This is a genomic window from Synechocystis sp. PCC 7509 (assembly GCF_000332075.2).
Lineage (GTDB): Bacteria > Cyanobacteriota > Cyanobacteriia > Cyanobacteriales > Chroococcidiopsidaceae > Aliterella.
On record NZ_ALVU02000001.1, the window covers coordinates 689,451 to 710,608 of the forward strand.

At 40.2% G+C, this 21,158-nt stretch carries 24 protein-coding genes; 13 read left to right on the top strand and 11 right to left on the bottom strand.

The annotated features are described in order from the left end of the window. Positions 1-32 precede the first annotated feature (32 nt). Positions 33-1,238: an N-acetylglucosamine-6-phosphate deacetylase gene (nagA, locus tag SYN7509_RS0203550; RefSeq protein ID WP_009631692.1), complete on the top strand. Its 1,206-nt coding sequence runs from the start codon at positions 33-35 to the stop codon at positions 1,236-1,238. A 48-nt stretch (positions 1,239-1,286) separates the two neighbouring features. Then, a complete protein-coding gene (gene bchM, locus SYN7509_RS0203555; RefSeq protein ID WP_009631691.1) occupies positions 1,287-1,970 on the top strand; it encodes a magnesium protoporphyrin IX methyltransferase in 684 nt (227 codons plus the stop codon). 92 nt (positions 1,971-2,062) lie between these two features. On the opposite strand, the gene SYN7509_RS0203560 is transcribed toward bchM, so the two are convergent. Beyond that, entirely contained in the window at positions 2,063-3,031 is a 969-nt protein-coding gene (locus tag SYN7509_RS0203560; RefSeq protein WP_009631690.1) for a DNA-methyltransferase, read from the bottom strand. 57 nt (positions 3,032-3,088) lie between these two features. Further along, positions 3,089-3,457 carry a DpnII family type II restriction endonuclease gene (locus SYN7509_RS0203565; protein WP_009631689.1) on the bottom strand — a complete coding sequence of 123 codons (369 nt, stop codon included), beginning with the start codon at positions 3,455-3,457 and terminating at the stop codon, positions 3,089-3,091. A 318-nt stretch (positions 3,458-3,775) separates the two neighbouring features. On the opposite strand from SYN7509_RS0203565, the gene SYN7509_RS0203570 reads away from it, so the two are divergent. The 6 genes from SYN7509_RS0203570 (at position 3,776) to SYN7509_RS0203595 (ending at position 6,342) form a co-directional block, all read left to right on the top strand. After that, positions 3,776-4,411, top strand: a complete 636-nt coding sequence (locus SYN7509_RS0203570) for a Vat family streptogramin A O-acetyltransferase (protein WP_071994176.1) — start codon at positions 3,776-3,778, stop codon at positions 4,409-4,411. A gap of 21 nt (positions 4,412-4,432) precedes the next feature. Continuing rightward, complete coding sequence (locus tag SYN7509_RS30895; protein ID WP_009631687.1) at positions 4,433-4,909, top strand: DUF423 domain-containing protein; 477 nt, start codon at positions 4,433-4,435, stop codon at positions 4,907-4,909. Next, a complete protein-coding gene (locus tag SYN7509_RS30900) occupies positions 4,909-5,148 on the top strand; it encodes a hypothetical protein (RefSeq protein WP_009631686.1) in 240 nt (79 codons plus the stop codon). Before SYN7509_RS30895 ends, SYN7509_RS30900 begins: the two co-directional genes overlap by 1 nt. Beyond that, positions 5,117-5,344 carry a hypothetical protein gene (locus SYN7509_RS30905; RefSeq protein WP_009631685.1) on the top strand — a complete coding sequence of 76 codons (228 nt, stop codon included), beginning with the start codon at positions 5,117-5,119 and terminating at the stop codon, positions 5,342-5,344. Before SYN7509_RS30900 ends, SYN7509_RS30905 begins: the two co-directional genes overlap by 32 nt. A 41-nt stretch (positions 5,345-5,385) precedes the next feature. Next, positions 5,386-5,760 carry a DUF423 domain-containing protein gene (locus SYN7509_RS0203590; protein WP_009631684.1) on the top strand — a complete coding sequence of 125 codons (375 nt, stop codon included), beginning with the start codon at positions 5,386-5,388 and terminating at the stop codon, positions 5,758-5,760. A 123-nt stretch (positions 5,761-5,883) separates the two neighbouring features. Beyond that, entirely contained in the window at positions 5,884-6,342 is a 459-nt protein-coding gene (locus SYN7509_RS0203595; protein ID WP_009631683.1) for an orange carotenoid protein N-terminal domain-containing protein, read from the top strand. Positions 6,343-6,496: 154 nt separating this feature from the next. Here the strand turns inward: SYN7509_RS0203595 and SYN7509_RS0203600 are convergent, their stop codons facing one another. Further along, positions 6,497-7,321 (bottom strand): SirB1 family protein, encoded by an 825-nt coding sequence (locus tag SYN7509_RS0203600; protein ID WP_009631682.1) that lies wholly within the window; start codon positions 7,319-7,321, stop codon positions 6,497-6,499. Between the two features lie 641 nt (positions 7,322-7,962). Between SYN7509_RS0203600 and SYN7509_RS0203605 the strand changes: the two genes are divergently transcribed. From SYN7509_RS0203605 to SYN7509_RS27455, 3 genes are all read left to right on the top strand, one after another. Beyond that, positions 7,963-9,465 carry a multicopper oxidase family protein gene (locus SYN7509_RS0203605; protein WP_009631681.1) on the top strand — a complete coding sequence of 501 codons (1,503 nt, stop codon included), beginning with the start codon at positions 7,963-7,965 and terminating at the stop codon, positions 9,463-9,465. A 221-nt stretch (positions 9,466-9,686) separates the two neighbouring features. Then, positions 9,687-11,366 carry a GspE/PulE family protein gene (locus tag SYN7509_RS25035; RefSeq protein WP_009631680.1) on the top strand — a complete coding sequence of 560 codons (1,680 nt, stop codon included), beginning with the start codon at positions 9,687-9,689 and terminating at the stop codon, positions 11,364-11,366. A gap of 43 nt (positions 11,367-11,409) precedes the next feature. Further along, complete coding sequence (locus SYN7509_RS27455; protein ID WP_009631679.1) at positions 11,410-12,144, top strand: tetratricopeptide repeat protein; 735 nt, start codon at positions 11,410-11,412, stop codon at positions 12,142-12,144. A gap of 97 nt (positions 12,145-12,241) precedes the next feature. On the opposite strand, the gene SYN7509_RS0203620 is transcribed toward SYN7509_RS27455, so the two are convergent. After that, the gene (locus SYN7509_RS0203620; RefSeq protein ID WP_009631678.1) at positions 12,242-12,538 is read right to left on the bottom strand and encodes a hypothetical protein; all 297 of its coding nucleotides are present in this window, start codon (positions 12,536-12,538) and stop codon (positions 12,242-12,244) included. A 276-nt stretch (positions 12,539-12,814) separates the two neighbouring features. Here SYN7509_RS0203620 and SYN7509_RS0203630 point away from each other — a divergent pair, with 276 nt between their 5' ends. Then, a complete protein-coding gene (locus SYN7509_RS0203630; protein ID WP_028954079.1) occupies positions 12,815-13,399 on the top strand; it encodes a thylakoid membrane photosystem I accumulation factor in 585 nt (194 codons plus the stop codon). Here the strand turns inward: SYN7509_RS0203630 and egtD are convergent. The 6 genes from egtD to SYN7509_RS0203660 form a co-directional block, all read right to left on the bottom strand. Then, on the bottom strand, positions 13,376-14,410 hold the full coding sequence (gene egtD / locus SYN7509_RS0203635; RefSeq protein WP_009631676.1) for an L-histidine N(alpha)-methyltransferase: 1,035 nt from the start codon (positions 14,408-14,410) through the stop codon (positions 13,376-13,378). The two genes, SYN7509_RS0203630 and egtD, sit on opposite strands and share 24 nt — an antisense overlap. Before the next feature lie 93 nt (positions 14,411-14,503). After that, a complete protein-coding gene (egtB, locus tag SYN7509_RS0203640) occupies positions 14,504-15,808 on the bottom strand; it encodes an ergothioneine biosynthesis protein EgtB (protein WP_038020785.1) in 1,305 nt (434 codons plus the stop codon). Beyond that, on the bottom strand, positions 15,774-16,571 hold the full coding sequence (gene egtC / locus SYN7509_RS0203645) for an ergothioneine biosynthesis protein EgtC (protein ID WP_009631672.1): 798 nt from the start codon (positions 16,569-16,571) through the stop codon (positions 15,774-15,776). Before egtC ends, egtB begins: the two co-directional genes overlap by 35 nt. A gap of 203 nt (positions 16,572-16,774) precedes the next feature. After that, positions 16,775-17,077 carry a TMEM165/GDT1 family protein gene (locus SYN7509_RS0203650; protein WP_009631671.1) on the bottom strand — a complete coding sequence of 101 codons (303 nt, stop codon included), beginning with the start codon at positions 17,075-17,077 and terminating at the stop codon, positions 16,775-16,777. Between the two features lie 4 nt (positions 17,078-17,081). Continuing rightward, complete coding sequence (locus SYN7509_RS0203655; protein ID WP_009631670.1) at positions 17,082-17,429, bottom strand: TMEM165/GDT1 family protein; 348 nt, start codon at positions 17,427-17,429, stop codon at positions 17,082-17,084. 78 nt (positions 17,430-17,507) lie between these two features. Beyond that, on the bottom strand, positions 17,508-17,882 hold the full coding sequence (locus SYN7509_RS0203660; protein WP_009631669.1) for a YkgJ family cysteine cluster protein: 375 nt from the start codon (positions 17,880-17,882) through the stop codon (positions 17,508-17,510). A 213-nt stretch (positions 17,883-18,095) separates the two neighbouring features. Between SYN7509_RS0203660 and psb30 the strand changes: the two genes are divergently transcribed. Next, positions 18,096-18,227 carry a photosystem II reaction center protein Ycf12/Psb30 gene (psb30, locus tag SYN7509_RS0203665; RefSeq protein WP_009631668.1) on the top strand — a complete coding sequence of 44 codons (132 nt, stop codon included), beginning with the start codon at positions 18,096-18,098 and terminating at the stop codon, positions 18,225-18,227. Between the two features lie 74 nt (positions 18,228-18,301). Here the strand turns inward: psb30 and SYN7509_RS0203670 are convergent, their stop codons facing one another. Next, entirely contained in the window at positions 18,302-21,154 is a 2,853-nt protein-coding gene (locus SYN7509_RS0203670; RefSeq protein ID WP_009631667.1) for a CHAT domain-containing protein, read from the bottom strand. Positions 21,155-21,158 lie beyond the last annotated feature (4 nt).

Consider the following 21,158-nt stretch of genomic DNA (forward strand, 5'->3'; position numbering starts at 1 on the left):
AAATTTTGTAGCAGATATAGGGACGCAATTTAATGAATAGTGCGATCGCCAACTTAGATATTATCAATGCTCGTGTACCTGATGGTGGAACTTTACGGGCAATTAGAGTCGATTCTCAAGGCAAAGTTGCTCAAATTCTACCCATGAGCAAACTTGCAACAGATAGAAAAGTATTGGATGTAGCTGGCGATTACATTTCCTTGGGTGGTGTAGATTTACAGATTAATGGGGCGCTAGGATTAGCATTTACTGACTTCCAGGCACAAGACAGCGAATTATTGTCAAAAATCTGTCAATTTCTTTGGCAACAAGGAGTAGATAGCTTTGTCCCTACTCTAGTTACAACTTCTGTGGAAAATATTAAACGAGTTCTCGCTACCCTGACTGATTTTATTGAGAGTCAAAAATCCACGTCTCAACAAACCGCGCAAATTCTGGGAGTGCATTTAGAAGGGCCTTTTTTAAACCCTGAAAAGCGCGGCGCACACCCAAAAGAATACTTATTACCACTGACTATTGACAACTTGAAGTATATTTTGGCCGAACAAAGTCACATCGTTAAGATCGTCACCTTAGCGCCGGAATTAGACCCCACTGGGCAAGCAATCCCCTATTTAAAGAACCTAGACATAACTATTAGTTTAGGTCACTCCCTAGCCACCGCAGCCCAAGCAAAACGAGCTTTTGAACTAGGGGCATCAATGGTAACTCATGCCTTCAATGCCATGCCATCACTGCATCATCGAGAACCAGGATTGCTAGGAGCAGCTTTAGTAAATCAGCGCGTAAAATGCGGTTTAATTGCCGATGGGCAACATATCTGCCCTACCATGATTCAAGTGTTACTTCAAGCCAGCAATTACCAACAGGGATTGTTTCTAGTTAGTGATGCTTTAGCACCCTTGGGATTACCTGATGGCGTTTACCCCTGGGATACAAGACAAATAACTGTTACGAGGGGTACAGCACGATTAGCTGACAACACTTTATCCGGCACAACTTTACCATTATTTACCGGAGTCCAAAACTTAGTTAAATGGGGTATATGCGAAGTTGGTAGTGCGATCGCATTAGCTACAAGTTCACCAAGAATTGCCATTAATATCGCTAGTGGAATTGAAAACACTGTAGCTAATCAACTAATCCGTTGGCATTTCGACGAATCGACCAAAAACCTAAGTTGGGCAAGACTAATAGATTCTCTTGACTACTCGTCACCTCAGTTGATGAGTCTCTAGCACCTATAAATGTTAAGTTAAACCCTGGGAAAGTATAAAAATAAATTCATGAATCCAGCAGACGATAAAACCATTGTTAAAGAGTATTTTAACTCCACCGGATTTGATCGCTGGCGGCGAATTTATGGCGATGGCGAAGTTAACAAAGTTCAGTTAGACATTCGTACCGGACACCAGCAAACTGTTGATACCGTCCTAAATTGGCTCAAAACCGATGATTTAAGCTCGTTGACCATCTGCGATGCGGGGTGTGGTGTAGGCAGTCTGAGCATCCCCCTAGCCCAAGCTGGAGCGACAGTTTACGGCAGCGATATTTCTGAGAAAATGGTTACTGAAGCAATAGAAAGAGGTATTGCCGAGTTAGGTAAAACAGATAAGCTTAAGTTTGCGGTTCAAGACTTAGAAACTCTTAGCGGTGAATACCATACAGTTACTTGCTTAGACGTTTTGATTCACTATCCCCAAACCGAGGCGGATAAAATGATCTCTCACCTTGCTTCTATGGCGCGATCGCGCCTAATTTTGAGTTTTGCTCCGAAAACTTTGGCTTTAAGTATTTTGAAAAAAATTGGTAGTTTTTTTCCTGGCGCAAGTAAAGCAACTCGCGCTTACCTACATCGCGAAGCCGATGTGATCAAAATTCTGGAAAGTAACGGCTTTGTAGTCCAAAGACAAGCAATGACTAAAACTAGCTTTTACTTTTCCCGCATTTTAGAAGCGACCCGCAAATAAATGTGAAGTAGTGCAAGATGTATATAATTTTGCACTACTAAAAACTTCTATCTTAAATATAGTTATAAGACTTTGGATGCAATGAAAATTAGTTAACAAGGGAGAGAAAAATCGCTGATTATTTCAGTTGGCTTTGGCGGACAAAAACAATTTTTTGCTGCCTTTTGCAAAGTAATTTTAATTGAGTCTATTTGCTTGATTTGTTGGGGAATAAAATAATGTTGAGAAATTTCTAACCAATCTTTGTCGCGCAAAGTTACAATTCCATCTAAGAAATAACTAACCCAACACTCGCCGATTTTGGAACTTGCTATTTCTTGCGCGAGTTTAAGCTTTGAAGCCTCACAATAAACATAGTCAAGTTCAAAGCCGATAAAATTTCTGCCTAATCGTTTAGCAGCGATCGCCGTTGTTCCTGTTCCTAAAAATGGGTCAAGCACAACGTCGTTTTCGTCCGTTGACATTAAAATTACTCTCTCAAGTAAATGTATGGGCAATTGACACGGATGCTCGTCGCGGTATTTATTATGTTTGATGCGATGAATATCTGTCCAAACATCAGAAACTAGCGAACCAAATGGATGAAGTAAAGCTTTTTTGCCGCCGTAATCTTTATGTAAATAGCCGCATTTTCGACAGCGTTTATGCGGGTAACGTAGCTCGTAAAATTTATTCTGCTTTGCATCTTTCGCGTAAAACAAAATTCCGTAATGATTCGGTTGTAGAGATTTTCCCATCGGTGCCGTTGGCGCGTCCCACGAAATCCAATGCCGAAAATCTGCGAGATTGTTTAATACACTCGCGTAGTAAGTTAGCCATTTAGGAATATTATGCAAAAAAATAGAACCCGTTGGTTTTGTAATTCTGACACACTCAGTAATCCACGTTTCACACCAGTTCAAATAGTCTTGCAAAGCCAGACTGTCTTTGTGACTATTATATTTTTTCTTAAGATTAAACGGCGGATCGGCAAACACAATATCAACGCTGTTACTTGGAAGTTTGCGTAGTAAATTCAGGCAATCGCCTTGCACAATTTGGTTTAGATACTTTTCTATCATTGAGTTAATTCCTGAATTAAAAATTGCTCGAAGCGGAAAGTTTGCGGGAGGCTGTGCCTACCGAAAACCTTTCCAAGAGAAGCGTAGTAACTCGCTTTTGTGAAAAGTAAACACTTCATCAAACGCCGCGACCATTCTCCGCAAATCTTGTTTGCGAACATACCAGCCAACACCATCCACGAATCCAATAAATTTCGCTGCTGGATAATGTTGTTTGAGTAAAAAACCGACGGCAATTTCTGTTTTAGCTTTGTCTCCTTGACTAGAAGCAGTTGTCGCCAGATAGGAACTTTCAATTATAATTCTCGGATTTTGCTTGTTGGGAATGACAAAATCTATTGTACGATTTGTGTTTGGTGCGTTTGCTACGAGTTCGCTTAAATCCCCTGCTTCAAACGTCAAATTCAAACTTTCGAGGAGTTCCACAATAACAGCTTTTGAGTTGTTTTGTTTATTTCCCGAATACGAGCCTTTTTCCTTGTATCGAATCAGCGTATAGGTTAGATACTAGGTTTTTTAAGTGGTTAATTACTTTTTCCATTTACTTAATTATAACATATTGCAGGTGCTTAAAAGCACTAACCGCCTACATCCCCATGTTTGAAAACAGGGGCTTTAGCTCGTTTTTCGGTAAAAAGTCGCACAGTACAATAAATAGGCTTATTGCTTCAGTTACAGGCTAAAGCAGTAGGCTTAAAATTTGGGTTAGGATGCAGAAACAAGAATTTGCAAAAGCTGGAGTCTATTTTGTACGGAGCCGATCCCAAAAATAAGCATCCTATGGAGGGATTTCCCCAAATTTGCTTTATTCAAAACACCGTATCGAATCCCAATATAATCATTGGAAATTACACCTATTACGACGATCCAGAAAATTCGGAAGACTTTGAACGTAATGTTTTGTACCACTTTCCCTTTATCGGCGATCGCCTAATCATTGGCAAATTTTGTGCTTTGGCTAGAGGCGTAAAATTCATCATGAATGGTGCAAACCACAAGTTAGATGGGTTTTCAACTTATCCGTTTGGGATATTCGGTAATAGCTGGGAAAAAGTCAATCCTCAGCCTCAAGAACTACCATATAAAGGAGACACAGTTATTGGTAATGATGTGTGGATTGGCTATGAAACAGTGATTATGCCGGGAGTGCAAGTAGGAGATGGAGCGATCGTTGCCGCAAAGTCCGTAGTAGTAAGTGATATCCCGCCCTATACAATTTTTGGGGGCAATCCAGCCAAGTGTATTCGTCAACGATTTAATGATGAAACTATTCGATCTTTACTTGAAATAGCTTGGTGGAATTGGGAAAGTGAAAAGATTACGCACAATTTAGAAAAAATCGTATCAGCAAATATTGAAGCTTTGCTTAATTGTAAGTAGAAGATTAACATCGACAGCAAAATGAGCGTGATACTAAATCGCTCTTTTCCTATCCAAACCCAAAAAATGACTCAGTTATTCATCTCTTTAGGGGCAATTTTAGGTGGCTTATCCGTTGCTGCTGGAGCTTTTGCAACCCACTCCTTAAAAACAACATTGAGCGATCGCGCGATAGAGATTTTTGAAACGGCGGCGAAATATCAGATGTATCATGCGATCGCATTTATAGAAGCTTTCAATTTAAGAGATATGTGGAAAAATAGAGCAGTAGTAAGTTGTCTAAAATCTATGATTGTAACGAAGCTCTTTCCAGCTTTAAGAGATTTACCGCGCGGTGATAAGTTGAAAGTTATACAGTTTTTGGTTATGGAACTGGCTAAAGAAGAAGAACCAAGTTTACAACCTGGAGCAACTTATCCAGTCTGGTCGCCATTGAACTCTCACGGGGCGGCGCAAAAATTGGCTCAACTTTTAGAATCAGATCAACCCACAGCTTAATGCTTGACAGTCAAAGATTTGATTTCACGGAAGGATTTGATACATTTGGCGTTTCTGATGCCTTGCCTCAACTGCCTCTAACATTAATGTACCGAGATTCATCGCTCAAGGTTTTAGCCTTACTAGATACAGATGCAAGTGTTAACGTGCTTCCGTATAGCATTGGAGTCCAGCTTGGTGCGGTTTGGGAAGATATGACAACTTCTAGTGACTCTGGCTGGCAATCTAGCTTCAGTTGAGGCACGGGGTTTATTGGTTTCTGCTCAAATTGGTAATTTTGCTCCAGTTCGGTTGGTATTTGCATGGAGTCAGTCGGATGATGCACCATTACTATTAGGTCGCATGAATTTCTTTTTAGAGTTTGATGTCTGCTTTTATCGTTCGCAATTGAGCTTTGAAGTCCGGTCAAATCGTAAAATTTTTAAAGGTGGCTAAATATCATAAGCGATCGCTCTTTTTCTATCCAAACCCAAAAAATGACTCAATTGTTCATCACTTTAGGGGCAATTTTTAGTGGCTTATCCGTTGCTGCTGGTGCTTTTGCCACTCACGCCTTAAAAGTAACACTAAGCGATCGCGCTCTAGAAATTTTTGAAACAGCCGCTAGATATCAGATGTATCATGCGATCGCACTGCTAATAGTCGCGATATTACTGCTGCGGACTGATTCGCCCACAATTTTAGTTGTCACCGGATGGGCTTTTATTATCGGTATGGCGCTATTTTCTGGTAGCTTATACGCCCTCAGTCTTACCGATATCAAAATCCTGGGAGCAATTACCCCTCTTGGCGGTGCGGCATTTATTGTTGGCTGGCTGTGTCTTGCTTACGCAGGTTTCAGTATCAAGTAACTTGCCTACATCTATCTTTAGTAACGACCTATACATCTATCTTTTGCAGGGTTAATTTAGCCGCTTTGATTGATTAAACCTAAGTTATTGCCATGCAATAAGAACAATCAGACACTTTTAACTATGACTTTTGCTACCGACGAAAACACAACGCAATCTCTAGAAACCTTCAAAAGCTTTGATGTAGATACACAATTAGCCATTCTCTGGTTTGGTTATCTCGATCTCAAAGATAAACTAAATCCCGGCAATTCTGCTTCTGCTCAAGACAGCGCCGAAGCTTTCTATGATCGCATTAAATCAATGCCTCAAGATCAACAATTACAGGCGCAGCGCGACATTGCTAGCGGTACAGATTCCGATATTAGCCGTAGCTACAGCGCTTTGAGTTCTAGCGGTAGATTGGATGTATGGTTGCGTTTGGCTCAAGGTATGGATGAAGGTTTAATTATTCAAGTCCCTTCTGATTATCAGTTGCCATCTCAAACCGATGAATTTGTAAATCAAATCAAACAACTTGACTTTGAACAACGTATCAATTTCATGCGGAGTCTAGTAGTTGAAATGGGTGCTAAATCCTAAATATTATTTAGGCAGAAAGTTCAGATTAAACATATTTTATCTAGATTTTCTGCCTTTTTGATATCTATAGTAATTCTATTTGATTCATAAACATTATCTCGTAGGGGCGCAATGCATTGCGCCCCCTACAACGTTTACTAATTAAAAGATAGATTTAACTATCGCTACTCAACTGCTTCAATAAACGCCGGATTACAGGAGCATCTTGAGCATCAGGAACTTTTTGTAAATAAGTTTCAAAATCTTTTACCGCAGATATCCAACTACCTATTTGATAATAAATTAATCCGCGATCGCGTATTTCTACAATGGCGCTCGGAAACAACATTAAAATGCGCTCAACGGCGGCTAAAGCTTTTTCTAATTGTTGACTATTGAGATAAATTAGTTTTAAGTTACTCAGCATTCGGGCTAAAAACTGCCGATTACTTATAGTTGCAAAAAATTCCGGTTGCATAACTACAGGTTGCCCGTAAACTTTCATGATCCGTTCTTGACAATCTTCAAGAAATAGCACCTCACCGTGATTAAAAGGATCGACGAATATTTCCATGTCTGCAAGCTGGGGACGAATTACAAAATGTCCCGGCATTCCTACGCCTACCATGGGGAAATCAATTCGTTTAGCAATTTCTAAGTATACTAATGATAGGGTAATCGGGATTCCTACTCGTCTTTCAATAACGTCATTTAAAAAACTATTACGTGGATCGTAGTATTCAGTAACGTTACCGCTAAATTTTAGATCATCGTACAAATAACTGTTAATAGTTTGAATATTTTTTAACGGATAACGCTGGCTTGGTAAGCGCTTTTTTAGTTCGGCTGCCATAGCATCTAAAGTATTAAGATATTTGAGTACATCTAAACTAGAATATTCTTCCTGAGCAATGTACAGTGCTGATAATGCTAAATCGATTTCTTCGTCTTGCTGACTAATTTCTTGTTGAAAATATTGCCGCGATCGCAAATAACTCATAATTTATGTTTTTGCTTTAATAGTTAAACCAGAAACAGGTTTTCGTTATTTTTATTGATGGTGAGAATGTTACAAGTAATGGTGGCATCATCAATTTTTACCTTAGACACCAACAATTACTTATTTTCTTCTCATTATTAAGTCACCAACCCTACAAGTTTACAATTTTCAGGGCGATCGCATTACCGATCGGTGATGCGAAACTTTTGTACCTAATTTCCAGCAAACATAGGTAGAGGATTGTTGTGCAAATAATTTTTCTAGGCGATCGCTCTATCTTATTTACCGCTACTACAAACAGCTTTATTTGCGGGAAATTAATTTATCAGTCTCTAAAGATATCATGCTTTGCAGTAAATGTCAAATAGCCTTTGAAATAGGTCTAGCACCACTAATAATTAGTTACTTCCTCGCCACTGGAAGGATGCGAGTATTTATACTAACCCTTGTAATTGCTGTCATTGCCTGAACTGTCTAACTTAATAGCCTAGTCTAACTCTCTACATAAGTTAGACATAAAGTAACCACTTAATGACTATAAAGTTGTCATCTTAGAAAAGTAAGGTTAATAAATCTTAACTTCTAGCTAATTTTCCAGCCACCCAATAGCACACCGCCACCTTTCAAACGAGAACACCAAAATGACATCAATAAGTAGAAGACAAGCTCTCAAGCTAGGAGCGCTTGCAGGAAGTTCATTATTATTACCCATCGCATTCCAAAGCCGTAGTTATGCTGGAACTGCGGGTAGTCCTAGCGTAACGCCCTTTACGCTGCCATTTCGCGTCCCACCAGTCCTTAACCCAGTGCGCAGTGATAGCACTACTGATTACTACGAAATTACGATGAAAAAAGCTTTGGTAGAGATTCTCCCAAAGCTAAAAACTGAAGTTTGGGCTTATAACGGTATCACTCCTGGTCCGACAATTAAGCAAAATAAAGATCGGCGTTCAGTAGTTAGATTTATAAATAATAGTGTAGGTACGCCTACTTCCGTACACTTACATGGAATGGCATCGCTACCTCAATACGATGGCTATGCTGAAGACCTGACCAATCCAGGTCAATATAAAGATTATATTTACCCCAATAACCGTGCAGCTACGTTGTGGTATCACGATCACGCTATTCATAAAACCGCCCGCAACGTCTACATGGGACTAGCAGGAACTTATTTAGTTCAAGATCAAGAAGAACTTAATTTACCTTTACCCAAAGGTGATTATGATGTACCGCTACTCATTCAAGACAAGCAGTTTGGTTCAAAGGGCAATTTGATATTTGACGATCAAGGTCAAAAAAGTCAAATGGGCGACATTATTTTAGTTAATGGCGTACCTTGGCCCAAAATGCAGGTTGCAAATCGAAAGTACCGTTTTCGGATTTTAAATGGCTCAATTTCACGGTCTTACCAACTTGCTCTTAGCACTGGCGAACCTTTGATTGTCATCGGTACGGATGCGGGGTTAATAAGTGCGCCAGTACCTACTAGCAGTATGCGAATTGGGATGGCAGAACGTTACGAAGTAATTATTGACTTTTCTAAATATGCAGTTGGAACCAAAATTGTCTTAAGGAATCTCCAACCACCCAATAATGACAATTACGACAACACAGAAAAAATCATGCAGTTTGAGGTAGTGAGAACGGAAAGCGACCCTAGCTCTATTCCTAGCACACTGCGCTACGTTCAACCTATTGATGAAGCTTCCGCCGTCCGCACCCGTGAATTTAGATACGAGCGCTCTAATGGTTTATGGGTAATTAATGGGAAAATCTGGGACAATCAACGCTTTGATGCCAGTCCTCAGTTAGGTGATGTGGAAATCTGGAAGATATACAACAATGCTGGTGGTTGGTTTCACCCAATTCATATGCACCTATTAGATATGCAACTCCTCGACCGCAATGGTAAGCCTCCCTTCGCTTACGAAAAAGGTTGGAAAGATGTGTTCTATGTGGGTGAAAATGAGACCCTAAGAGTCATTGGTAGATTTGGTCCAAATAGTGGTACTTATATGTCTCACTGTCATAATACAGTCCACGAAGACCATGACATGATGAATCAATTTAAAGTCGGCGAAGCCACCGTCAACCTTGCTTCTTTGGCTCCAGCCCAATCATTACCAGCGCCACCTCTTTAAAGTGGACTGAGATTATCTACTATTAAGTATCCCGTAATGCGATCGCATTACGGGGGCTGCTGGCTATATAACTTTTAAGTTAAAAACTTATTGGTTTTTATTTGGCTGAGAATCATAAAACCTTTTACTTTGGCAAGAATTACTACCTAAAATTTATTTAATAAGCTGTTATACACTGAAAAAATAAAATAGCTAAGTATCAATAATTAAATAACTTAAAAATGCAAAATCATCATTCAATCTGGCAGCGTCTAAAAAACCAAGAAATTAATTGCGAACAAGCGTTAAAAATATTAGTAGATGACCAAGGAGTTGTCAATTTAGGATTGCTTGATCCAGAAGTAAGTCAAAGATTTCTGCGGCAATTTTCCGACCGGAAAACTATACCCCCAGTAATTCCACTACTGCTATGGCGCAATTGCTACTTTCTGGGAAGTTCTGTACCGTTAACACCCGATATAATTAAAAAAATCAGTCAACAAACTGCAACAGATATCAAGTTTGTGCCTATTAAACATCAAAGTTACCGAGACTGGGTTCACCGTTACAACCAAGCAAATAATCATCGTCTTAGTTCTACTTCTTCGCCTGACTATAGCGACAAAGAAGCGCCAAAAGTAGAAAACCTAAGCGAATCTACCGAAATTTCTTTATCAAAAGCCGCCGACCAAATTAGTAGAATCAAAGCGATTATTTCTAGCGCTTTGCGTAGTCGAGCTAGTGATATTCACTTAGAACCAATGCCTAATGGCTTGAGAGTTCGCTATCGCATTGATGGAATTTTGCGTAACATTACAACTTTGCCCTTAGAAGTAAGCCGCAAAGCAATTATTGCGCTCAAAGTTATGTCAGAAATGGATATTTCTGAAAGCCGCCGTCCTCAAGATGCGAGAATTAGTGACAAATATATGTCGGCGCAAGATAGCGAACAAAGCCTAGATATGCGAGTTAGTACGTTGCCTTGTATAGGTGGAGAAAAAGCTGTAATTCGGCTGTTACCAAGAGAAAATAATTTCTCTAGTATCGAAGAATTAGGTTTTAGCGATCGCACTTTAGCCACTTACAAGCATTGGTTGCAACAGCCTCAAGGAATGATTATTTTTACAGGGCCAACAGGTTCTGGTAAAACAAGTACGCTTTACACCAGTTTGCAAAGATTGGCAGAAGAACACGTCAATTTGGTAACGGTAGAAAACCCTGTAGAATACGTATTACCTGGGATTACTCAAACTCAAGTTCACGAAGTTGCGGGGATGACTTTTGCGGCGGGTTTACGAGCAATTTTGCGTCAAGATCCAGACATTATTATGATTGGAGAAATCCGCGATCGCGAAACAGCAGAAACGGCAGTAAGAGCAGCTTTAACGGGGCATTTGGTATTAACAACTTTACATACTAATGATGCTCTAAGTGCTATTCCACGTTTAAAAGACCTTTGCCCAGATGCGGGATTTATTAGCGATGCACTTTTAGGAGTTGTAGCTCAACGTTTGGTTCGCAAAGTGTGTCCTCATTGTGCAGAAAAATATACTCCTACCGAAGCAGATTTGAAAGTTTTAGGCTTGGATACAGAGCAGGCAAAAACGGCTAATTGGCGGTATGGTAAAGGCTGTCGTCAGTGTTTTAATTCTGGGTATTTGGGGCGAGAAGCTCTAGTTGAACTGCTCAATATAGATGACAGCATCCGGCAGATAATTTACGAAGGGACAATGACACAACTGCAACATTATGTTCGTGGGGCTAACTTTGATTCTTTTCGACTAGCGGCGATCGCAAAAGTAACAACTGGGGTAACTACGGTACAAGAAATTTTGCGCGTATTGCCTCATAGCTCTTTGTATTCTAAGCCTGTAACTAGCACTAAGCTAGAGCAGCATAGAAATTTACTAAATGTAAATTAAAAAAGCTTGATTTGAAATAGTATCTTAAGGAGAATTTAGGTATATGTTTAGTAGGGCGATCGCATTTATAGCCGCAATTGGGATAGTTTTAACGGTCAATAAACCTGTAATTTCTCAAAATCATAGCGAACATCATTCCGTACCTAGTCCGTCCGAAACTTCCGCAGAAAGGGAAAGTTCGCGCCTTACTGAATCCCACGTCAATGAAGGGCTAACTAAGCTACATCAAAAAAACTACTCTGGTGCAATTGAAAGCTTTGGTAAAGCTGTAGAGATTCAGCCTAGTCATTATCTTGCTTTTACTTATCGGGCGGATATTCACCGCTTACTAAAAAATTATCAAGCGGCGATTGATGACTATACCAAAGCCATTGAATTTAATCCCGCCCATTCCTATCTCCGCAATAGCCGAGGGGTTTCCTACGCGGCTTTAGGTGATTATCAAAATGCTATTGAAGACTATACTCAAGCAATTAGCATTTATCCTGAAGAAGGTGCGGGATATCGCCATCGCGGCGCAGCTTATTATCAACTAGGCGAAAATGAAAAAGCCATGGCAGACTTAAATAGTGCGATTTCTCGTAATCAAAAAGACGCAGAAGCTTACACTATTCGCGGTGAAATTTATACTAACCTAAAAAATCCAGATTTAGCGATCGCAGATTATCAACAAGCGGCTAAACTTTTTTTAACTCAGTCCAATCGAGAGGGTTATACTAAAGCCATAAATTTAGCCAAGTCACTTCAGCAACAATCAATTGTCCCAGATTCTAAGTAAGGGCGTAATGCACTGCGCCCTCACACAAGCCATTGCGCCCCAGATTTTTTACTGGGAGCGCAGTTATTTTTGATAGAAAATTATAAACGAGCAATAATTAATTACCTTCTCCATACAATTCATCATCAAATTTTTTGATAGCATTGTTATTATAGGGATTAGCGCTCGCTACCTTTGACTTTGAAGAATTTGCTTCTTTAGGTGACTGGCTGCAAAGATTGTTGAGATTCCAAGTTTTACCATCGGATGTTTGCAAATAGCATAATGGGGTTTCTTCTTGCGTTTTTAGTCCTGCTGTAGGTTTGGGCTGCTGAGGCTGAGGTTTACTAAAAGCTGGAGCAACTAAAATTATACTCAAAGCAACGGATAAAGACATTACAATTAATTTTCTCATTGCTTTTTAATAATAAGATATATCTAACTTCTTATAGCAATTAATTAATAATAAATATCTCTATCTAAAGCAGCAAAATTAATTATACAACAAGGAATTAGTTCCAAGGTATCAGTAACATTATTTATACTGCGGTACGTGAATTAAATAACCTGTGCCGCCGATCTTATGCGGGTAGTAAGTGTAAAATATAAATTGCATTTAAGTAAAAAGTTACTATAATTGCTTTTACTGCGATTAGTTGCATCAATTTTTACTAAACAGGCTGATTTTTTGATGAATTTTCTAAAACTAAAATTGACTTTTTTCAAGCAATATCTAACTTTCACACTGATGGTAGTGGTGTGCTTATTATTACTGGGAATGCCTATAGCTAATGCAGAGATAGACAGCGATCGCTTTGAAGGCAATATTTTTGTATTGTATGCTGGCAATGGCTCGTTAGTGCCGTCTAAAGTCACCTTAGCGCAATCTATAGCCGGAGCAAAGCCGACGATATTAGTTTATTATGTTGATGACAGCAGCGATTGCAAACAGTATGCGATCGTTGTTTCTAATATGCAAGCTTTTTATGGACGTGCTGCCGATATCATCCCTGTAAATGTAGATGCAATTCCTGTACAAAGTAGCTATACACCAACGGAAGCAGGATATTATTACAAAGATATAGTGCCTCAAGTTGTCATCTTAGATAAGGCTGGGAAGTTAGTATTTGACAAGCAAGGACAAGTACCTTACGAGGAGGTAGATGATAAATTACGCGAAGTATTTAACCTCGTACCTCGCTTGCAGTCAAAAGAACTAAAGCTACGTCCGGTAAATGAATTTAACAACGAGTTAGTGGAGCAATCGACAAAGTAACACACCAAACTTTTGATTAGCATCTGTCCATACGTGCGTTGGGTTTAGTCCTTGTGCTTGCAATTCTTGCTCGATAGTATTTAAGTCAAATTTGCGGGATATTTCTGTAAGTATGGTTTCGTCAGATGCTAGATCAATTGTTAAATCTAGAGCGTTTAATCTCACAGTTTGAGAACATACACTTCGCAAGTGCATTTCAATTTGGCGCTCAGTTTCATTATAAAAAGCTAAGTGTTCAAATTGGGTTAAATCAAAGTTGCCATCAAAGCGTTGATTTAAGTGGTTAAGCATATTGAGATTAAAAGCTGCGGTAACTCCTTGACTATCGTTATAAGCAGGTTCTAGTACATCTTTAGATTTATGTAAATCTATGCCTAATAAAAAGTATTCTCCTGGTTGGAGAGCTTTAGTAATTTGCGCGAAAAAACTCTGGCATTCTTGAGGATTGAGATTGCCTAAAGAACTACCAATAAAACAAATTACTCGGTTCGGTAATGGAGAAGGTTTTAGTTGTTTTAAAGCAAGTTCGTAGGTGCTAACAAGAGCATGAACTTGTAAATAGGGGTAATCAGCCAAGAGCGCTTTGGCACTGCTTTCTAAAATACCTGCACTCACATCAATAGACTGGTAGTGTAGAGGATAGTCTAATTGATTGTAAGCATCTAAAAGAATGCGAGTTTTAGTCGAGCTACCACTACCTAATTCTACCAGTTCGCAAGCCCCAGTAAGTTGAGAAATCGCGATCGCACATTCTTGTAATATGGCGGTTTCCGTGCGCGTAAGATAGTATTCGGGCAATTCACAAATTTGTTCAAATAGTTGCGAACCATAGTCATCGTAAAAGTAACGAGCTTGAATAGATTTAGGCGTTTGAGTTAATCCAGCAATCACATCGCTTTTCTCTGTAAGCGCGGAAGCCGATAAAGTGGCTGCATTTAACAAATGCTCGATTTGCAAACGATTTTCTAGATTAGTGGAAAGATTACCGCTTGCATTATTAGAAATTGACATTGACACTCCTACTTAGGAAACAACCTATCTTTTAAAACCATCCGAAAATCGGGAATTGAAATTATTACCAATTACCAATTACCAATTACCCATTTACTTATTTTTAGCACAGCGAAACCCAGCTAAAATTTGCCGCACGTCAGGATAATACCAGTTGCGAAAACTAGAACGTAGCGCCCAGGGACGAGTTGCCCAACTACCACCTTTTAGCACCCAATGCTCTCGATCAAAATATACCTGAGAGTAGCCAGGATAAGGATAGCTAGCAAAACCTTCATATCCCTCAAATATTGTAGATGTCCATTCCCAAACATTACCCAGCAGATCGTAACAACCATAAACACTTTGCCCAACGGGGTAAGCATTTACTGGCGTTGTCTGATTAACAGTATTATCGTGATTGCAGTGGTTTTCTGTTGGTATATCTTCTCCCCAAGGATAAGTACAATCGCCCCCGGCGGCTTTTTCCCATTCAGCTTCGCTAGGTAGCCGTTTACCAACAAATCGGGCGTAAGCATCAGCTTCGTACCAACTAACCCCACAAACGGGGTGATTGTCCCAGCGATGATCTTCTGACCAATATAAAGGTTTTGTTACTTGCCCAGATTGTACCCATTTCCAGCCTGATTTTGACCACCAAGTAGGATTTTGATAGCTACCAGCTTCAATAAAAGCTCTATATTGCCCGCAGGTAACGGGGTAGCGGTCAATATAGTAGGTATCAAGGCAAACTTGATGAGCGGTACGCTCGTTGTCTAAAGCGTCTATAGAGTCGTTTCCTTGGGTAAACTCACCCGATTCAATGCAAACCATTTCTGAATCTAAACAGTTGGCTGGAACTGTAGAGGAATTGAGAGCGGGATGCACGGTAAATTTGTTTTGAGTAGTAAGATTTTGCCAACTTGCACCTACTGGGGCGCGGTCGTGCCAGCGTTGAAGTTGCATCACAAAAGCAATAGTTTCAGTATGCTGACTTTCATGTTGCAGTAGCCAACGCCATAGACGTTCTTCTTGCTCCAAATCGACGGTTTCTAGACGCAAAAGAACTTTGTTTCTAATTGCTTCAAGATAGGTTTTAATCTCGCTTATGGGGGGCAATTTGACGCGCTCAGACTTGGGTAATCCATCGGCGACAAACAAACGGCGATATTCGGGAAACTCTGGCTTTATGCCTGTTTGACGTTCGAGCAACCACAAGGACTCAGTATAGCCAATATGTCCCAAATGCCAACCAACGGGGCTAAATTCCGAGTGCGCTTGATGACAAAATGTTGTTTCGTCTATAGATTCAAATAACTCTAAAGTTCCCGTTCTACACTGATGCAACCATTGCTCTAATTGTTGTCTGCGGTCAACAACTTGGCTAGTTTGTTGAAAGTTGATGGATTTCGATCTCAAGGTCTTGTCCCACACTAAGAATACTCTGTTCGGAAAAACGATGCCAGTCGCCTTTAAATACAGGTTCAGAGGCGATAATTACGGATTTTGGATAAGCTAGGTCGTCCCTAGTCCAATATAAAGAAGGACACTCTATCCCGCTTGCAAATCGAGCAGCAATTAGCCGCTTACCATCGCTAATAATGATATTAGCGGAGGCAGAAACTTGATGAATTTTAGCTAATTCATCCAATTTTAGTAATGCTGCTCGCAAAGCTTGTTCTAGAGTACCATCGGGGTTTTTTAGATATTCATCAAGAAATACAGCAAAAAAATGTTCAGAATCAGTGCTACCTTTGATAAATTTGTATGCAGTGTCACTCAGGGCTTCGCAGATTGGACGCATGAGCGTCTGCTTAAAGTTTTCAATCCTACCATTATGAATAAATAACAGTTGATTGAACTCAAACGGCTGACAATTGCTCATATCCACTGCTTGTCCGGTGGTTGCACTGCGGACGTATCCTAAAATGCAGCCTGACTCTACATATCTCCCTAAACTAGGCAAATTTACATCATTCCAAATCGGGATAATGTTTTTGTAGATAAAAGGATTCGTTTCTTTTTCAAGATGATACCAACCAATACCAAAACCATCGGCGTTGACTACTCCTGAGTTCATTTCGAGCGGTTGATAGCTTTGAACGATCAAAGAGTGTTCTGGTTTGGATAATATATAGTCCAATGGAATTGATGAGCCGATATAGCCTAATAATCTACACATAATTAGCGCGATCGCACTCAGCGTTCCTAATCGTCGTTCCTATTGTATTGGTTTAATCGGGGTGGCGTGTTGTCGCAAATTCTGTCTTAGGAATGAATACAAGAAAATAACTACTTTTGTACTGTAATTATTTTTGGCGATTTTTCTGGGCAAATCTCAAAAAATCGCCCTCCACCTATATTTTGCAAACTTTCCTCGAACTTCTATAAGTCTGACTCTAAAGTAATTTCAGTATCGCTTTTAGACATCAACAACCGAATCCCCAATATAGCAAACCCGATAGCGGCAATTAATTTTACTGTCCGTACCGGCAACAATTGCGCCATCCATTCTCCAGCCATTACCCCCAGCAAGCTAGTTAAAACTAGCGCCGCCGCAGTACCAAAAAATACAGCGCGGGGTGAAGATGACTGTCCACTCAAAGCGATCGCCGCTAACTGACTTTTATCGCCTAATTCCGACAAAAATACGGTAACAAAACTCAGTCCTAGCAAATGCCAATCCATATTTTTAACCTTTGATTACGTCCCATAACAGCGTTGCAGATATCAATAGCAAACTAATACCTGCGGCTATTTCTATAGTTTTGGGCGCAAAACGACTAGCAATCCAGCGTCCTACGATTACGCCTAACAAGCTAGTAGTAACTAAAGCTGCACTTGCACCTAAAAATACGATCCAAGGATTTTGAGATTCTGCGCTCATCAGCAAGGTTGCTAACTGAGTTTTGTCTCCTAATTCCGCCAAAAATATTGTCAAAAATGTAGAGCCAAAAATTGCCCCCATAGAGCCTCGATGGCGCTCTGGAGCGATCGCTGAATTAGGATTAGCACTCAAAGGCGCAACATCAAGTTTCACGATTAGGTAATTCTCATATTCTTTTCATTTTCTCTGTATTTGCGACAAAAATCAACTACTTCAGCAAAAAACCTGGCTTCATAGTGTAGGAGGCAAATCTAAACTTATACCTATTGCCTTTTCAAAGCGCAGCATTTCTAAAGACAAATCGCCATAAACTCCGGTAATTTGTTCTTCGCAGCATTCGATTGCAAAGTCGTTTAATTCTTCTGGTTCTATACCATACATATCGCCAAATACTTCAGCTTCCACACGACAAAAACGCGGTCTATCGGCATAAATGCGACATTCTCTGGCAGTGCGATCGTAGTTGACGCACCAGCCATCAACTCCTACCATACTGAGATATAAGGTTAATTGTTCAGGTAAAAGATACTCCTCCAAATCCGGGCGATCGCGCGCGTCAAGATGACAGCAGGCTCCACATTGCTTAACACATTGCCAAGTTGCCATAATTTAATTAAAGATATTGCCTTTCGATCTTAGTTAATTTCTTGAGTGCTGCCGTGGTTTGGCGGCAAAAAATGCCTCAAAATCAGAGATTTTGTTGAGAGTGTAATATAGAATTGTGAAGTTACTTTAATTAGGCGATCGCTCTTTGAGGTAAGATAGGGTGCGGATTTCATACCGCATTTAAAGATTTTTTTGGGTAAATTTGGAGGAAAAATGGAATCATTGTTTGATGGATTAGGCAGCATTAATTGGCTTGTACTGGCTCAATTGGTTTCTGTAGGACTAATTATGATTTCAGGACCAGTAGTAATATTTATTCTTGCCTTTCGCAACGGCAACCTGTAAAAGCCTAAAGCGAAGACCACAAAAATTTGCTATTTGGGGGTACTTATTGTACCCCTAATCTATTTTCAATCAAGCTAAAACCCAACGCTGTTAGACAAAACAAACCCGTTACCAATTAATATAAACGATGCCCAGTAATAAGGATGAGTGTTGCGACTGCCAGCAGAAGTTTGATTAATTAGAGTCAACTGAGCTTGACGTAGAGTTTCAGCTTTAGAGAATTTTTGAGTTTGCAAGGATTGGTAAAAAGCATTCATCAACTGTTGAGTAGCCTCGTCATCAACTACCCACAAAGAGGCAATAGTTGCTTTTGCTCCAGCTTGTTGCATTTGGTAGCCTAAGCCAAGAATTTCCTCCCCGTTGCCCAATTGTCCGCCCACCCCAGTTTGACAGGCACTCAGTACCACTAAATTCGCCGTTAGCTGCCAATCGGCGATATCTCTTAAAGTAGCGCGATCGCCATTGCCAAATAAGATAAAAGATTCTTCCGGTTGACCTTTAACAAAGGCTGCATGAGTTGCCAAATGAATGATATTGTAATTGCTTAAATTGGGAACTGTAGCCGCACGGTTAAATTGCCCATTTAATAGTTGGGTTGTCCCTGGAATTAAGGCGGCGATTCCCGCAACTTCTTTGCCAGCAAAAGGCAACCCCACAAAGTCAAATTGATTAGCACCGACGTTGAAATTATAATTACCCTTAGTAAAAGCCGCCGCTAAAATTTTGGGAGCGTCCAAAGGCTGGGGGCTAAAATCGATTAAACTTGCTGCCGTGATATTGTTAACGCTATAACGCTCAACTAGCCACTGCTTGCCGTCGTGTAATGCCGCTAAAGGCACGTAACGCAACTGACCATCGGGAGCGTAAATAAGACTATCTATGCCCGCCGTCACTAAATCTTTTTCCAGAGGAGCAATTAGCCAGTTATACAGTTTATTGGCGGAGGGAATAACTCGCTTTGTAGATAATTTGCGGTTGGTAAGAGCAGCGCGAAAATCGGCTACAGCTTGCTTAAGTTCAGTCCGGCTAACGGGAATAGAGCGGTGAATCGGGGCAGAATTGGGAGTAATTAAGACAAGTTCTAAGCGGTCTTCTAAAATCAAGGGATAAAGTAGGGCAGTTTTGGCATCTAGAGTTTTTAACTGTTGCTGTAAGTAATTAAAATTAGGTAGTTCGGGGTTTTGGGTGCGTAGGCTTTGATTTAACTGTTGGACTAAAGCTACAACTCCGGGACTATTAGTCAATTGGTTAAATTCGGCTATAACTTGCTGCTGTTGTTGTTCTAATTGAGTTAGGCGTTGTTTTTGAGTTGCAGAGCGCGAAGCTGGCGAGAGTTGTCTAAGGGGGATTAATTGGTTGCTAATAATTGCTAATCGCCCTTGAATTGCGGTATATTTAGCTAAAATTTGCTGTTCCATTGGTAGTAGTTGAATCCCTACTACCGTTTGTTGGTTGGATTTTACATTTCGCAGGTAGTCTTCAAGCTCTTGAACTTTGAGCAAATCAAGAATTTGCTGTCCTTCAACTACGCGATTTTGATTGAGAAGTAAAGAGGCTAGAGCGCGGTAAGTGTCGCTAATAGTTGTAGTGTAAGATTCCTGTTGAGAAGTTTCTAATACTCGCAATTCTTGGCGAATTTTCTCCGTAACATTGACTGACTGCTTGTAAAAAATTATGGCTAGACTGCGCTGTTTTTGCTGCTCTAACACTTCCCCAATATTACTAAGGGTAATTCTTTCGCCATCCAAATCGCCGACTTCTTTTTGAATTGCTAGAGCTTGTTGATAGTAGCCTAAAGCTTGCGCCGAGTTATTGAGAATTTTGTAAGCTGTACCGATGCTGTCTATTGTCCGCCCTTCCCCAGCTTTGTCGCCAAGTTCTTGAAAAATTGCCAAAGCTTGATTTAGAGAAGTTAAAGCTTTTGATTGCTGCTTCAAAATGGCGCTAACAACACCAATGTTGTTGAGAGTGGCCCCAATTCCAGCTTTGTCGCCAGCTTCAGTACGAATAACTAAAGCTTTTTGATAAAAATCTAAGGCTTTATTAGGATTGTTCTGGCGATCGTAAACAAAACCGATATTGTGCAGGGTTGCGCCAACTCCGGCTTTGTCGTTAATTTTTTGACGCACTATTAAAGCTTGTTCGTAAGACTTGATTGCTTGATCGTACTGACCAAGTTGAGTTTTTACTAAACCAATATTATTTAAAATAGCGCCTACGCCTGTGGAGTTATTAGTAGATTGAAAAATATTTAATGCTTGCTGATAAGACTCAATTGCTTGGGGATACTGCCCCAATTGGTTGTAAACTAAGCCAATATTATTAAGGGTACGTCCTAATCCCGCCGTATCTTTGACTTCTCGGCGGACAACTAAAGCTTGCTCGTAAAATTGCAAGGCGCGACGAAAATTGCCTTGCTGCTGATAAACAGAGCCAATACTATTGAGAGTGCTACCAATGCCAATTTTATTATCAGTTTGCTGGCGAATCGTTAAAGCTTGCTGATAATAGTTGAGAGCTTGGGAATATTGTCCTAAGCGATCGTAAGCTGCACCAATTTGTTGCAGAATTTCCCCCACGCCCGTGCGATCGCCCCTTTGTTGCCGAAGTGACAAAACTTGTTGATAAGTCTGGAGAGCGGCGGTGTATTGACGGTTACGAAATTGCTCCGTTGCTTGTTTAAGTAGCCTGTTTTCCTCGGTGCTACTTGCCCCATTATTACTATCTTCCGGCAAAATCGTTCCCGAACCTCTGGGAGATTGCACAATGGGGATTGTTACTGGATTTTGCGGCAAAACTGGCTCTGAATTTTTGAGAGATTGGGCTACAGCGCTAGAAATTGTTAGGTTTTGGATGAGTTGCCAAGGGTAAAAAGACAATATCAGCGTAGCAGTAGCAACGCTGAATAAAGTTTTATAAATTCGCATAATT

Excerpts from the sequence above, each read along its gene's own strand:
- nagA (WP_009631692.1), top strand. The coding sequence starts at position 33 with ATGAATAGTGCGATCGCCAACTTAGATATTATCAATGCTCGTGTACCT.
- bchM (WP_009631691.1), top strand. The coding sequence starts at position 1,287 with ATGAATCCAGCAGACGATAAAACCATTGTTAAAGAGTATTTTAACTCC.
- SYN7509_RS0203560 (WP_009631690.1), bottom strand. The coding sequence starts at position 3,031 with ATGATAGAAAAGTATCTAAACCAAATTGTGCAAGGCGATTGCCTGAAT.
- SYN7509_RS30895 (WP_009631687.1), top strand. The coding sequence starts at position 4,433 with ATGAGCGTGATACTAAATCGCTCTTTTCCTATCCAAACCCAAAAAATG.
- SYN7509_RS30900 (WP_009631686.1), top strand. The coding sequence starts at position 4,909 with ATGCTTGACAGTCAAAGATTTGATTTCACGGAAGGATTTGATACATTT.
- SYN7509_RS0203590 (WP_009631684.1), top strand. The coding sequence starts at position 5,386 with ATGACTCAATTGTTCATCACTTTAGGGGCAATTTTTAGTGGCTTATCC.
- SYN7509_RS0203595 (WP_009631683.1), top strand. The coding sequence starts at position 5,884 with ATGACTTTTGCTACCGACGAAAACACAACGCAATCTCTAGAAACCTTC.
- SYN7509_RS0203600 (WP_009631682.1), bottom strand. The coding sequence starts at position 7,321 with ATGAGTTATTTGCGATCGCGGCAATATTTTCAACAAGAAATTAGTCAG.
- SYN7509_RS0203605 (WP_009631681.1), top strand. The coding sequence starts at position 7,963 with ATGACATCAATAAGTAGAAGACAAGCTCTCAAGCTAGGAGCGCTTGCA.
- SYN7509_RS25035 (WP_009631680.1), top strand. The coding sequence starts at position 9,687 with ATGCAAAATCATCATTCAATCTGGCAGCGTCTAAAAAACCAAGAAATT.
- SYN7509_RS27455 (WP_009631679.1), top strand. The coding sequence starts at position 11,410 with ATGTTTAGTAGGGCGATCGCATTTATAGCCGCAATTGGGATAGTTTTA.
- SYN7509_RS0203620 (WP_009631678.1), bottom strand. The coding sequence starts at position 12,538 with ATGAGAAAATTAATTGTAATGTCTTTATCCGTTGCTTTGAGTATAATT.
- SYN7509_RS0203630 (WP_028954079.1), top strand. The coding sequence starts at position 12,815 with ATGAATTTTCTAAAACTAAAATTGACTTTTTTCAAGCAATATCTAACT.
- egtD (WP_009631676.1), bottom strand. The coding sequence starts at position 14,410 with ATGTCAATTTCTAATAATGCAAGCGGTAATCTTTCCACTAATCTAGAA.
- egtC (WP_009631672.1), bottom strand. The coding sequence starts at position 16,571 with ATGTGTAGATTATTAGGCTATATCGGCTCATCAATTCCATTGGACTAT.
- SYN7509_RS0203650 (WP_009631671.1), bottom strand. The coding sequence starts at position 17,077 with ATGGATTGGCATTTGCTAGGACTGAGTTTTGTTACCGTATTTTTGTCG.
- SYN7509_RS0203660 (WP_009631669.1), bottom strand. The coding sequence starts at position 17,882 with ATGGCAACTTGGCAATGTGTTAAGCAATGTGGAGCCTGCTGTCATCTT.
- psb30 (WP_009631668.1), top strand. The coding sequence starts at position 18,096 with ATGGAATCATTGTTTGATGGATTAGGCAGCATTAATTGGCTTGTACTG.
- SYN7509_RS0203670 (WP_009631667.1), bottom strand. The coding sequence starts at position 21,154 with ATGCGAATTTATAAAACTTTATTCAGCGTTGCTACTGCTACGCTGATA.